Here is a 12,763-nt window from a genome sequence, read left to right on the forward strand (position 1 = left end):
TCTAATTTAAGAGATATAATAATATATAGGTAACATTTTAAATGACTACTTGAAAATATTCCTTAATAAGAAGAAAGGATGTGCTTTTTTGTGAAAGAAAAAATCACTGCTAAGATACGTGACTTTGTTATGGACTACCAACAGAAAATAGATATTTCAACGAAATGGGGTGAGCCTTTGGTAGGCTTTGCAGATGCAAAACATCCCTATATTTTAAAGTTGAAGGAACTAATTACAGCAACTCATGGATTGCCTACTGAAGTGCTTCCCGATGCATCAATTGTAATAGCGTATTTTGTGCCATTTACCGAGGAATTAGCAAATACTAATAAAGTCACTGGTGATATATCGTCGCCTGAATGGGCATTAGCCTATGAAGAAACCAATGCAATGTTTAACAAACTTAATGAATATATAATAAAGTCATTAAGAAAAATGGGATATAAGGCAGATGTTTCACCTGAAGCTGCTACCTTTGACCAAAAAGCATTAAAAAGCAATTGGTCTCACCGACATTTTGCAAAAGCAGCGGGTATGGGAACTTTTGGTATCAATAATATGTTGATAACCAAGATTGGATGCTGCGGGAGATATAGCACCATTGTAACAAATCTTGATATTGAGCCAGATGTGCCCTTGAAAGAAGAATATTGTTTATATAAAAAAAATGGAAGCTGTGGTGTATGTGTAAAGAATTGTCCAGCAGGTGCTTTAACTTTAAATGGATATGATAGACAAAAGTGTTATGCTGTAGCTAGAAAAAATGCAGAAATATATACACAGTTTGGAAGTTCCTATACTAATGAATCAGGAGAACAGCCAAACAGTGTGGGTAGTGAAGTATGTGGAAAATGTGTAGTAAATACACCATGTGCCTTCAATAGAATAATATAAAATGTATAACTATACAAGGTAGCTACTTATTTATCAGCTACCTTGTATTTTAAATATACTTTATATTTAATCAGGTGTATATCTATCAGTATTCTTTATGTAATTTTCATAAATGTACTGGAAGCCTTCTTCTTTTACTTTAGATAAAATTTCAGATCTTTTTTTACGCATATTTAAGAAACCATCATGAATACGGGGATTTCCTTTTATTGCATCCTTCAAATCCTTATTGAAAAGCTTAATTTTATTTTGTCTTTCAAGTTCATGTAAAAGTGAAAGACCTTTAATATTATTTCCAAGTACTACAGAAATTCCACGCTCATCCATTAAATCTTCTGATATTTTCCAGAAATCACCCATAGTTATGTCACCAGTACGTGGAACAGCTGCAAATTTGCAGTTGTAGCAAGATAAGTTTAAATAAAGATCACATATGAAACCATGGAAAAATGGGTCCTGTCTTGTAATGCATTCATAAGGTTTTGCTTTGTCTATGTTCATTTTTACTTTATATTTTGACCATCCATTACTTTTATCTCTAAAGGTATATAAATTTACTTTATGTCCTTTAGCAATGGAATTTATGTATTCATCAAATATGATTTTAGAAGGAACCCCATGACAAAGCACATCTGCTGTAAATAAATTTTCACTTTTAGTAAAAGTTTTTAATGCAGCTACTTGGCAAGGGGTACCTGTAAATAACACTTTTCTGCCTTGATTTTCAACTAAGTCTACAATTGTTGAATAAATATTATCTAAATTGCTTTGAATATATTTTGAACTTCTAAGCTTTGAAAGATTCTCTTTGTTATCTACACATATATGTTTTACAGTTAAATTTTCTCCCCAGGCAGCACCAAATACAACACCACCTTCTTCAATGAAGCTTTCTGCAATTTCAGTAAAAATTCCACCAGAAGAGCTTGCAAGTCTTGTAGTATCATTTGTAGAAAAGGCAGCATAAGTTTTTATTTCTTCTTTTGTAAAATTATTTGACTCAAAGCTTATAACAGGACAATTTTTAGAGCAAAGACCGCAATTAACACATTTATCTTCTATAATTTCTGGTTTGTAAAATCCTTCCTCGGAAATTTTAATTTCAATTGCATTAAATTTACAAGCATTAACACATCCAAAACAGCTTGTACATTTTTTCAAGCCAATTATATTAATAGCAGGTAATTTGCTATTAATATGGTTATCATCATTAATCATTTATTTTTACCATCCTCAATTTCACAATTTATAGTTTTATTATAATACTTAGAGTGAAAAAATTCATTACATAATAATAGTAGAAACTTTTTTATATTATAGATATACAACATAATTAAATTTTACTTAATATAGTAAAATTAAGATTTTAAATTTGAATGTTTATAGTTATGTAATAAATTTTTAAATCAATTAATGAAGTGGCTTCTATTGTGCAAATAAACAAAAAAAATCGTTAAATAATCAATATTAAGTCATTAATAAATATATTAAAATGATTCAATAAGGAGAAAATAGAATGGCAATTATTCATTGGAGTGGAGCAATAATTGGACTAGCTATTGCAATAATATTAATTTTTAGAAAGGTAAATCCTGTATATACTCTTTTGGGCTGAGCTATTATAGGTGGAGTTGAGGAGGCACTATTAAAGAAACAGATATATCAGAAACTGCTGCAACAACTGTTAAGGAAAAACCAAGCTTTGCTAAAGAAATGCTGGGTATTGTATCGTTATCAATTAGTCCTATTGAATGAAAATATTGCTTACTTCTGATAAAAATAAATAAAGGAGAGATGCTAAATTGAAAATAGTTATTTTAGATGGATATACTTTGAATCCGGGAGATTTATCTTATGCAGAGCTAAAAAAACTGGGTGAATTAATAGTTTATGATCGTACACCAGAAGATAAAATCGTTGAGAGAATTGGTGACGCTGAAATAGTATTTACAAATAAAACACCAGTAACTAAAGCAACTTTAGAGGCTTGCACAAATATTAGGTTTATAGGTGTACTAGCTACTGGATACAATATTGTAGACACAGAAGCTGCTAAAGTAAAAGGCATTCCAGTAACAAATATTCCTACTTATGGGACAGATGCTGTTTCGCAGTTTGCAATTGCACTTTTGCTAGAGCTTTGTCATCATATTGGAAGCCATTCAGACGCTGTTAAAAATGGTGATTGGGCAAACAATGCAGATTGGTGTTTTTGGAACTACCCACTAATTGAGCTTGCAGGAAAGACTATGGGAATCATTGGATTTGGTCGTATAGGCCAAGCTACAGGTTATATTGCTCAAGCATTGGGAATGAAAGTAATAGCTCATGGTGGTCATCGTAACCCCGATTTAGTAACAGACACTTGTAGATATGCAGAAAATCTTGATGATTTACTTAAGAATTCAGATGTAATTTCTTTACACTGTCCTTTATTCCCTGAAACACAAGGAATTATTAACAAGGATAACATTGCTAAGATGAAGGATGGAGTGTTAATCATTAATGATTCTAGAGGACCATTAATAGTAGAGGAAGATTTAAGCGATGCTTTAAATAGTGGAAAAGTTGGTGGAGCTGCAGTTGATGTAGTGTCTACAGAACCAATAAAAATGGATAATCCATTATTATCTGCGAAGAACATAATCATTAGTCCTCATATTGCATGGGCACCAAAAGAATCCCGTGAGAGATTACTCAATATTGCAATAGATAATTTAAAACACTTTATCAATGGTGAAGCTATAAACATAGTAAATAAGTAAATAATTTAATTACTATTTAGAATAAAAAATAGAGCTAAAGAAAAGGATTGGAATTTTCTTTAACTCTTGATTTTAAGCCAGAAGTATTATATATAAGTTTAGAATTAAGGTTTTTCATAGGTGAATCATCTGGAAGAGCGATATTGATTTTTTCACAAATATCAATAACTTTAAGAACCATTAAATCAAATAAATTAGCAAGATCACTTTCAAAAGTAGTTTTAAACCTACTAAAAAAAGATTCATCAGGTACATATTTATAAAAGCCACAGAATTCTCTTAATTCATCAGAAAATATAAGAAAAATTGTTAATAAGGTAGTAGTAGGTATATGAAATATTTGCATGATTATTAGTGCTGATAGTACAGAAAAAAGTTCATATTCTCTATCTTTTCCTAAATCATAATAGTAGTGTTCCTTAAATGGATTAGGGATAAAGGTATTAATATGAAAATTTTCCGCAAGCGACTAATTATGAATCTTGTCTAAGGGAGGAAATATAAATGAAAGATCCAATTCAAAAATATTTTCAAATAGGAACTATCCAATGGATGAGTCATCCGCCGGTGAATTATAATTTGTTAGATTCGATTAAAACAATTACTTGTGATGAGTATTTTGGAGCATTAGAAATTACAAAAGTTTCAGATCCAGAAATAAGAGCAAAGGTGAAAAAAATGCTAGAGCAATCTCATCTAAAAGTTTGTTATGGTGCACAACCAAGATTACTAGGACCTGGATTAAATCCAAATGATATAAATGAAGAGGGTAGAAAAGCTGCAGAAGCAACATTAATAGAAGCTGTTGATGAAGCTGAATACTTAGGAGCAAAGGGAATTGCCTTCTTATCTGGAAAGTGGAAAAAAGATACTAAAGACCAAGCTTATGCACAATTACTAAAAACCACTCGTTCAGTATGTGATTATGCAGCAACAAAAGGCATGATTGTAGAACTTGAAGTCTTTGATTTTGATATGGACAAGTGCTCTCTTATTGGACCAGCACCTTATGCAGCACAATTTGCAGCTAATATGAGAACAACACATAATAACTTCGGATTAATGGTTGACTTATCTCATTTTCCTACAACCTATGAAACATCGAAATTTGTTGTACAAACACTAAGACCATATATTACTCATTTCCATATTGGAAATGCTGTTGTAGAAAAAGGATGTGAAGCTTACGGAGATCAACACCCAAGGTTTGGATATCCAAATAGTGCAAATGATACTGGCGAATTAGTAGATTTCTTCACAGTTCTTAAAGAAGAAGGATTCTTTAATGCAAAAAATCCTTATGTGCTATCTATAGAAGTTAAACCATGGGGTGACGAGGATGGAGATATTGTTTTAGCTAGCACTAAGAGAGTTATCAATAGAGCTTGGGCTCTTGTAGAAGAATAAAAGCTTAAAAAGATTTTGTTATTAGGGTTCTATACAAAGAGATTGCTAAAATTCATCATCTATAATCAAATTCTTAGAAGAATCTGAAGATACTTTAAAATTTAGTAAGGGTTTAAAAACTGCAAGAACTCAATTAGAGGCAGAAAAAATAACTTCCATTTATCATAAAACTCAAGCAGGAGAGTCTCTTGATGCCATTTTAGAGCTTTTTAATGCTGCATAAGATATCTCTTTAGTTATCATGCTGGAAAAATTTGTTGGGAATTTCGCTCATTTATAGTTAAATATAAAGGTTTTACAATCAATTTAAATTGATTCAATAATTATACTGCCACTTGCAGCAATAATGGTTCATACAGGAGCAACAGTTATCGATCACTTACCACATGACAGTTTTTTCCACACGACAGCAGATTCTGTAAAGATGAGCATTAATAAACGTATGAAACTAATTCCATATGAATTAATAGTTGGTGGATCTATGGCTATTGTAGCAACAATCATATACGGATTCTTAAAATAATGAAAATTTTAAGTTATGGTTTTAATGATGGAAAAAATATAAAATCAGGGTAGGAGAGTTAGATATGAAAAAAGATTTAGTTATTGTATTAGCACCGGATTCCTTTAAGGAAAGTATGACAGCAAAAGAAGCTTGTGAAGCAATGGAAAGAGGAATAAAAAAAGTAGATAGTAATATTAGTTGTGTACATGTACCAATGGCTGATGGTGGTGAAGGAACTATGCAGTCTTTAGTAGATGGCACAAATGGAAAAATATATTCCTTAAAAGTAGTTGGACCACTAGGTAATGAAGTGGAATCACAATATGGTATTTTAGGAGATGGAGAAATAGGGGTATTAGAGATGGCCAATGCTAGCGGAATACATCTAGTACCTTTAGAACAAAGAAATCCTTTAATAACTACAACTTATGGTACCGGACAGCTTATCAAGGCTTGTTTAGATCATGGAGTGAAAAAATTATTAATAGGTATTGGAGGAAGTGCTACAAATGATGGTGGAGCAGGAGTTGTACAAGCACTTGGTGGAAGATTACTAGATAAACAAGGAAAAGAATTAGGCTTTGGCGGTGGAGAATTAAGAAAACTGAATTCCATTGATCTAACTAATTTTGATTCCAGATTAAAAGAAGTTGTAATAGAAGTAGCTTGTGATGTTAACAATCCACTTTGTGGAGAAAGAGGAGCTTCAAATGTATATGGTCCACAAAAGGGTGCTACCAAAGAAATGATAGGAATACTAGATGACAATCTAAAACACTATGCAGATATAATCAAAAAACAACTTGGAAAAGATGTATTAGATGAACCAGGAGCTGGAGCAGCAGGTGGATTAGGGGCTGGACTTATGGCATTTTTAAATGGTACTTTGAAGAAAGGTATTGAAATGGTAATTGAATATTCAGGCTTAGAAGAAAAGGTGAAAAATGCAGACATGGTTTGGACAGGGGAAGGAAGTATAGATTTTCAAACTCAGTATGGAAAAACTCCTTTAGGTGTAGCAACAATTGCTAAAAAGTATAATAAACCAGTAATTGCACTAGCAGGAAGAGTTGGTGAAGGTACAGATGTATTATATAACATGGGTATAAATTCAATATTTGGTATTATGAGAGGGGTAGCTTCATTGGAGGAAGCTCTAACAAAAGGACAGGAAAATATTGAAAAAACTTCTGGAAACATAATAAGATTAATGAATTTATTATAAGTTGTGGTAGTACGAATAAATTCTATAAAATCTAAAATTTTTGTATGAGGTTTGGCTTTAGTCAAACCTCATATTAGTAAAAAAAGATTTTTTCTAACTCAAGTTATTGGATACTAAAAAATATATTGTGCTCTAAAGGATATGAAAATTTGCCAAAATTATTAAAGTATTTGGTGATATAATGATTGCAAGAGTTAATTTAGAATTAAAAATCCAATTAAAAGAAGTATTGTTCCTGTGAAAGAAGATTATAAGAATTAAAAGGATGTGAGTAATGTGGAATTATCTAAATTTACAGCACAAAAAATTGTCCAGAAGATGATGGAGGTAATTCCTTATAACATAAATGTTATGGATGAAGATGGAATAATTATAGGTAGTGGTGATATTAAACGTGTTGGTGATGCTCATGAAGGAGCTAGAAAAGCAATAGAGAATTGTGCTATTAATGAAGTGTATGATGATAAAGAAGGAATGAAGCCAGGGGTAAATGAACCTATTATTTTAAAGGATAAAGTAATTGGGGTAATAGGAATTACAGGGCATCCAGATGAAGTAAGAAGATTCAGCAAGCTGGTTCGTGTAACGGCAGTTCTTTTGATTGAGCAAGCTAAAGCAAATGAAGAAGTTCAAAATAAAAGATTGAATATGCAGAAATTTTATCAAGAACTTGCTCATAGAAAAAATGAGTATGATGAAGAGTTTTACGAGAAAGCTAAAAGTTATGGCCTTGATATTACAAAAAAGTGCCAGACTATTGTTGTGGATGGTGATTTAAATTCAAAGGAATTTAAAAGAATATGCCAAGGATATTCTAATTATTTTGATTTGGAAAACAATAAAACTGTATTTTTTATTACAAACGATCATGAATACAATACAGTACTAAATAATTTGAAAGATAGTAAAGTTGTAAATAAGATAAGTTTAGGTGGACAACAGGATATTGCTGCTGTTTCATTAGAAAATGCCCAAATGGCAATGGAATTTGGAATGAAAATGAAACCATCATATAAAATATATAACTATGAAGAGTTTAAATTCTTTATTCATTTGTCTTATGATAATAAAGAATCGCTGGTTTCTTTATTTGCAAACCTTGATAAATCTGGAAATAACATAGAACTTATTGAAACTTTACAAGCATATATAGAAGAAAATGGTGATATTAATAATGTAGCTAATAAACTTAATATACATCGAAATACATTAAATTATAGATTAGAAAGAATTCATAAATTGACTGGTAAAAATCCAAAAACCTTTTTAGAGCTATTTGAGCTATTATATGGATTAATATGGAGATGATTTTCGCTGTTGAATTAAAAAATTTCACATAGAAGCTTCATAAAGCTGGATATTTTTTTAAAAATAACTATATTAAGATTTAGAAATATTAAAAAATATTTAAAAATTAATACAAAAATTATTGCTTACTAATTATATCTATGCTATAATTACACATGTTGGAATCAAATATGATTAACCAATGAAATAAGAGATTTAATATAATTAAATCTTAATCTGAATCAAAGAGGAGAAATGTTTAAAATGGCAGATAAGACTTTAGTATGTAAAGATTGCGGAAAAGAGTTTGTTTTCACAGAAGGAGAACAGGCTTTCTATAAGGAAAAAGGTTTCGAAAATGAACCAGTAAGATGCCCAGAATGCAGAAAAGCTAGAAAACAACAAAGAGGATATCAAAGATAATATTATCTTTAAAAAAAGCTGTAAGAAGTAATTCTTACAGCTTTTTTAGTCGATTAATTTTCATAGTTTGAGCATATTGCGAAGCAAAGCTTCGCAATATTTTATATTAAGCCAAAATTTTATATGTGTGTAAGTTATAACAAATTATTATTAATTGTAGCATATTTATTAAAAAAAGTAATATATAAAGCATATAATTGTATTAGATGATAGAATGATATCATAAGTAATATATTATATATACATATTAAGGGGGATTAACTTATGAAAAAAAGTTCAAGTGTACTTTTAAGCTTATTTTTAGCTGCGGGTATGACATTTGCAGGATGCGGAAGTCAGAAAACTTCACAGAATAGCGGAGATTCCAAAGAAACAAAAATAATGTTTAGTGGATCTTCTACAATGGCACCAACTATTTCGAAAATAGGAAACAACTTTACGGAAAAAAATAAGACTTGGAATAAGGTTGACAGCAGTTTACCAGATAAGCCTATACAAATAACAGTATCTTCTGGAGGTTCAGGAACAGGAGTTAAAGCTGCAGTTGAGAAAACAAGTAATTTTGGATTGATATCAATGGAAATGCCAAAAGATCAAAAATCTAAAATGACTAAATATAAAGAATTCAAAATAGGTATGGATGCACTTACTATATCTGTTAATCCACAAAATTCTATTTTGCAAAAGAAGAAAGGTTTAACTAAGGAAGAAATACAAAAAATATTTTCAGGAGAAGCAAAGCTTTGGAGTGATGTAGATCCGTCATTACCTGCCAATAAAATAGTAATTGTAGTAAGAGATGCAGGTGGTGGTGCAGGTGAAGTTTTTGATAAGAGTATAATGAATGGTAAAAAAATAAGTAAAGAAGCTATACAAGCACCTTCCATGGGAGCGTTAGGTCAAAAAATTATGGAAAATAAAGATGCTATTGGATATGCATCAGTAGGTATAGTAGATCAAAATAAAGGAAAAATAGTTTCTATGGATGTTGATGGAGTGACTCCAACATCTGAAAATATACTATCAGGAAAATATAAAATAGCAAGACCTCTTCTAATAATAAAAGATGGAGATTTAAATGTAGAAGAAAACGCTTTTATAAAATATGTAACTTCAGAGGAAGGATTAAAAGTAGTTAAGGAATTAGGATTTGTACCTGTAAGTAATTCTAAACAATAAATGGACAAACTCCTCGGGATTATTACCTGAGGAGTTATTTTAATTAAAAGGTGAGTTAAATGAAAAATAGAAGAAATAAAATGGAAAGAACCTTTTGCATTTTAGTAAAATTTATAGCTTTTCTAGCTGTAAGTATTTTAAGCTTAATACTAATATTTATACTAAAAGAAAGCATGGGAGTTTTTAGCAAAGTATCTTTTATAAGTTTCATATTTGGAACTGAATGGCAGCCGTTAAATTCTAATAAGGTTGGAATAATGCCATTTCTTTTATCAACTTTATATGTATCATTTATAGCAATTTTAATTGCCATGCCCATAGGTATAGGTTTTTCTGTATTTATGTCCATTTTAGTAAATCAAAGATTGAAATATGTGTTAAAAGCTTTTGTGAATATGTTAGCAGGTATACCTTCTGTAGTTTATGGATTTATTGGACTTTCAGTTATAGTAAAATTTTTTGAAAAATATCTTTTCTTTTCTACAGGGGAATCTATATTTTGTGCAGCCATACTTTTAAGCATTATGATATTGCCTTACATAGTTTCAAGTTGTGATGAAACCATGAGTAAAGCTTATGAAAAATATGAAGTTTATTCAAAGGCACTTGGAGTATCAAAGTGGTATATGATTAGCAACTTGATACTGCCTGTTTGTAAAAAAAGCATATTATGTTCAACTATACTTGCTACAGCAAGAGCAATGGGAGAAACCATGGCTGTTATGATGGTTATAGGAAATAGTCCTATAATGCCAACCTTATTTAGAAAGGGAGAAACAATACCTGCACTAATAGCTTTGGAAATGGGATCAGCCCAAATAGGAAGTCTCCATTATCATGGACTTTTTGCTGCGGGACTTGTACTTATGTTGTTGATTTTGGTGATAAATGTAATTTTTTATAATATAAATAGGAAAATTCAAATTTAAAGAAGGAGCATATATGAATAGAGTTTTAAAAAATACAGTACTTGGGTTATGGTATTTTATAAGTAGTTTTATTGTAGTTTCCGTAATTATATTTATATTCTCTTATATATTTATTAAAGGATGTACTTCTGTAAATATTGGATTTATATTAGACAGTCCCAAGGGTACTCCTCTAGGTATGGAGGGAGGAATATTACCAGCCATACTTGGCAGTCTTTCTTTAATGTTTTTAGCTTGTGTGAATTCTGCAATCTTAGGAATAGGTACTGCTGTGTACTTGTGTCTATATTGTAACAATAAAAGAATTGAAAATTTTATACATTTGATAGTGAGTTCCATTGCAGGAATACCTTCAATTGTTTTAGGGCTTTTTGGATATTCTTTTTTAGTTTATTTTTGTAATTTTGGAGTAAGTCTTATATCAGGAGGTATTACTCTTGGAATAATGATTTTTCCATACATAGAAGTGTTAAGTGAAAAGTCTATTAGAGAAGTAGATAAAAATTTAATACTTTCTTCTTATGCACTTGGAATAGATAAATCATATACTTTTATTCACATAATATTGCAGCAGTGCAAGGGAGAAATTATATCGGGAATTATAATGTCAGGAGGATTTGCCATGGGAGCGGCAGCACCAGTTATGCTTACTTCAGCAGTGGTAGCTGCACCTAATCCAGACTCTCTTTTTTCTCCAGTAATGGCACTGCCTTATCATTTGTATATACTAATAAGCCAAGGAATTTCGCTGCAAAAAGCTTATGGAACTGCTCTTGTACTTATTGTAATGCTCATATTATTAAACCTTTTAGCAGCTCTTTTAAGTAAAAGAAAGAGAGGATAGATATGGATAATATATTAAAAATTAATGATTTAAATGTGTGGCTGGATGATAAGTTAATACTTGAAAATTTAGATCTTTCTATAAAAAAATGTAAGATAACAGCAATAATAGGTCCTTCAGGATGCGGAAAGTCTACATTATTAAAATCTATAAATAGGATAATAGATGAAGAGAAGAATTCTAAGGTGGAAGGAATTATTGAATTTAAGCACCAAGATATTAGAAAAATGGACAAAAATGTTTTAAGAAAGAATATAGGATGTGTTTTTCAGGCACCAACACCATTTCCTTTTTCTATATATAAAAACATGATATATGCACTAAAGTATCATGGTATATATAGCAATGATGATATTAAGAGTGTTGTTGAAGAAAAGTTAAAAATGGTAGGTCTTTATGAAGAAGTAAAAGATTATTTAAATATGTCAGCTCTTAAACTATCAGGAGGGCAGCAGCAGAGACTGTGTATAGCTAGAACTCTTACCATGGAACCAGAGATTATTTTAATGGATGAACCTTGTTCTGCATTGGATTTAAATAATACCATAAAAATAGAGGAAACACTTAAAAAATTAAGTGGAAATTATAGCATTGTAATAGTAACGCATAATCTAGCTCAAGCTAGAAGAATATCAGATTATACAGCTTTTATGATGGATGGACATATAGAAGAATATGAAGAAACAGAAAAAATTTTTAAAAATCCTTTAAAAGAAAGTACACAAAAATATATTGGAGGATTAATTGGATAAATTTATTAGTGGAATTTGAGAGGAGAAATACAAATGATAGAAATAAATATACCAGGAAGAGAAGATTTAAAAATAGAAAATGTTGTTTTTGACTATAATGGTACTGTAGCAGTAGATGGGGTGATGAACGTAAAGGTTAAAGAAATGATTAAAGAACTAAGTGAGTATTTAAATGTATACATAATAACTGCAGATACCTATGGAAATGTAAGAAGTCAATGCGAAGGACTACCAGTTAAGGTGGAGACTTTTTCAAAAGGTAATGCAACTTTTTATAAAAAGCAGTTTGTAGAAAAAATAGGGGCAAAATTTACTATGTCTGTAGGTAATGGACTTAATGATGTGGAAATGTTTAAAGTATCAGCCTTATCAGTAGTAGTCATTGAGGAAGAAGGATGTGCTTCGGAAGCTATAATGCATTCCAATATAACTGTAAAAAATATAAAAGATGTATTTAATATGATAATGAAAAAGGCTAGAATAAAAGCTACTTTAAGAGATTAAACATTATTATTTAATTTAGTATAAAAAGTCCATATTTAAAAGGAACTTT

Annotated in this window: 13 protein-coding genes and 1 pseudogene; 12 read left to right on the forward strand and 2 right to left on the reverse strand. The window is 30.4% G+C overall.

Annotated elements, in window-relative coordinates; all coding sequences use genetic code 11:
* Positions 1–90: 90 nt before the first annotated feature.
* Positions 91–894, forward strand: coding sequence for an epoxyqueuosine reductase (locus tag Ccar_RS04780; protein WP_048029938.1), 804 nt, complete (start codon positions 91–93; stop codon positions 892–894).
* Positions 895–960: 66 nt separating this feature from the next.
* Here Ccar_RS04780 and Ccar_RS04785 read toward each other — a convergent pair whose 3' ends face one another.
* Complete coding sequence (locus tag Ccar_RS04785) at positions 961–2,112, reverse strand: Coenzyme F420 hydrogenase/dehydrogenase, beta subunit C-terminal domain (RefSeq protein WP_007061392.1); 1,152 nt, start codon at positions 2,110–2,112, stop codon at positions 961–963.
* A 584-nt stretch (positions 2,113–2,696) separates the two neighbouring features.
* Between Ccar_RS04785 and Ccar_RS04790 the strand changes: the two genes are divergently transcribed.
* Positions 2,697–3,659, forward strand: a complete 963-nt coding sequence (locus Ccar_RS04790) for a D-2-hydroxyacid dehydrogenase (protein WP_007061390.1) — start codon at positions 2,697–2,699, stop codon at positions 3,657–3,659.
* Positions 3,660–3,693: 34 nt separating this feature from the next.
* Here the strand turns inward: Ccar_RS04790 and Ccar_RS04795 are convergent, their stop codons facing one another.
* A complete protein-coding gene (locus tag Ccar_RS04795) occupies positions 3,694–4,107 on the reverse strand; it encodes a transposase (protein ID WP_479723270.1) in 414 nt (137 codons plus the stop codon).
* Positions 4,108–4,163: 56 nt separating this feature from the next.
* Between Ccar_RS04795 and Ccar_RS04800 the strand changes: the two genes are divergently transcribed.
* The 10 genes and pseudogenes from Ccar_RS04800 to Ccar_RS04840 all read left to right on the forward strand — a co-directional run bounded on the left by Ccar_RS04800 (position 4,164) and on the right by Ccar_RS04840 (position 12,714).
* A complete protein-coding gene (locus Ccar_RS04800; protein ID WP_007061388.1) occupies positions 4,164–5,066 on the forward strand; it encodes a sugar phosphate isomerase/epimerase family protein in 903 nt (300 codons plus the stop codon).
* A gap of 325 nt (positions 5,067–5,391) precedes the next feature.
* Positions 5,392–5,589, forward strand: a pseudogene (locus Ccar_RS26270) (GntP family permease); the annotation flags it as partial.
* Between the two features lie 64 nt (positions 5,590–5,653).
* Entirely contained in the window at positions 5,654–6,796 is a 1,143-nt protein-coding gene (locus Ccar_RS04805) for a glycerate kinase family protein (protein WP_007061387.1), read from the forward strand.
* A 276-nt stretch (positions 6,797–7,072) separates the two neighbouring features.
* Positions 7,073–8,104, forward strand: coding sequence for a CdaR family transcriptional regulator (locus Ccar_RS04810; RefSeq protein WP_007061386.1), 1,032 nt, complete (start codon positions 7,073–7,075; stop codon positions 8,102–8,104).
* A 243-nt stretch (positions 8,105–8,347) separates the two neighbouring features.
* Positions 8,348–8,506 carry a zinc-ribbon domain-containing protein gene (locus Ccar_RS04815; protein WP_007061385.1) on the forward strand — a complete coding sequence of 53 codons (159 nt, stop codon included), beginning with the start codon at positions 8,348–8,350 and terminating at the stop codon, positions 8,504–8,506.
* A 264-nt stretch (positions 8,507–8,770) separates the two neighbouring features.
* A complete protein-coding gene (locus Ccar_RS04820; protein ID WP_007061384.1) occupies positions 8,771–9,685 on the forward strand; it encodes a phosphate ABC transporter substrate-binding protein in 915 nt (304 codons plus the stop codon).
* A 59-nt stretch (positions 9,686–9,744) separates the two neighbouring features.
* Positions 9,745–10,614, forward strand: coding sequence for a phosphate ABC transporter permease subunit PstC (pstC, locus tag Ccar_RS04825; protein WP_007061383.1), 870 nt, complete (start codon positions 9,745–9,747; stop codon positions 10,612–10,614).
* A gap of 13 nt (positions 10,615–10,627) precedes the next feature.
* Complete coding sequence (pstA, locus tag Ccar_RS04830) at positions 10,628–11,458, forward strand: phosphate ABC transporter permease PstA (protein WP_007061382.1); 831 nt, start codon at positions 10,628–10,630, stop codon at positions 11,456–11,458.
* Positions 11,459–11,460: 2 nt separating this feature from the next.
* The gene (locus Ccar_RS04835) at positions 11,461–12,210 is read left to right on the forward strand and encodes a phosphate ABC transporter ATP-binding protein (RefSeq protein WP_007061381.1); all 750 of its coding nucleotides are present in this window, start codon (positions 11,461–11,463) and stop codon (positions 12,208–12,210) included.
* A 33-nt stretch (positions 12,211–12,243) separates the two neighbouring features.
* A complete protein-coding gene (locus tag Ccar_RS04840; protein ID WP_007061380.1) occupies positions 12,244–12,714 on the forward strand; it encodes an HAD family hydrolase in 471 nt (156 codons plus the stop codon).
* Positions 12,715–12,763: the final 49 nt, after the last annotated feature.

Source organism: Clostridium carboxidivorans P7, from assembly GCF_001038625.1.
GTDB lineage: Bacteria > Bacillota > Clostridia > Clostridiales > Clostridiaceae > Clostridium_AM > Clostridium_AM carboxidivorans.

Excerpts from the sequence above, each read along its gene's own strand:
- Ccar_RS04805 (WP_007061387.1), top strand. The coding sequence starts at position 5,654 with ATGAAAAAAGATTTAGTTATTGTATTAGCACCGGATTCCTTTAAGGAA.
- Ccar_RS04785 (WP_007061392.1), bottom strand. The coding sequence starts at position 2,112 with ATGATTAATGATGATAACCATATTAATAGCAAATTACCTGCTATTAAT.
- Ccar_RS04840 (WP_007061380.1), top strand. The coding sequence starts at position 12,244 with ATGATAGAAATAAATATACCAGGAAGAGAAGATTTAAAAATAGAAAAT.
- Ccar_RS04835 (WP_007061381.1), top strand. The coding sequence starts at position 11,461 with ATGGATAATATATTAAAAATTAATGATTTAAATGTGTGGCTGGATGAT.
- Ccar_RS04815 (WP_007061385.1), top strand. The coding sequence starts at position 8,348 with ATGGCAGATAAGACTTTAGTATGTAAAGATTGCGGAAAAGAGTTTGTT.
- pstA (WP_007061382.1), top strand. The coding sequence starts at position 10,628 with ATGAATAGAGTTTTAAAAAATACAGTACTTGGGTTATGGTATTTTATA.
- Ccar_RS04800 (WP_007061388.1), top strand. The coding sequence starts at position 4,164 with ATGAAAGATCCAATTCAAAAATATTTTCAAATAGGAACTATCCAATGG.
- pstC (WP_007061383.1), top strand. The coding sequence starts at position 9,745 with ATGAAAAATAGAAGAAATAAAATGGAAAGAACCTTTTGCATTTTAGTA.
- Ccar_RS04820 (WP_007061384.1), top strand. The coding sequence starts at position 8,771 with ATGAAAAAAAGTTCAAGTGTACTTTTAAGCTTATTTTTAGCTGCGGGT.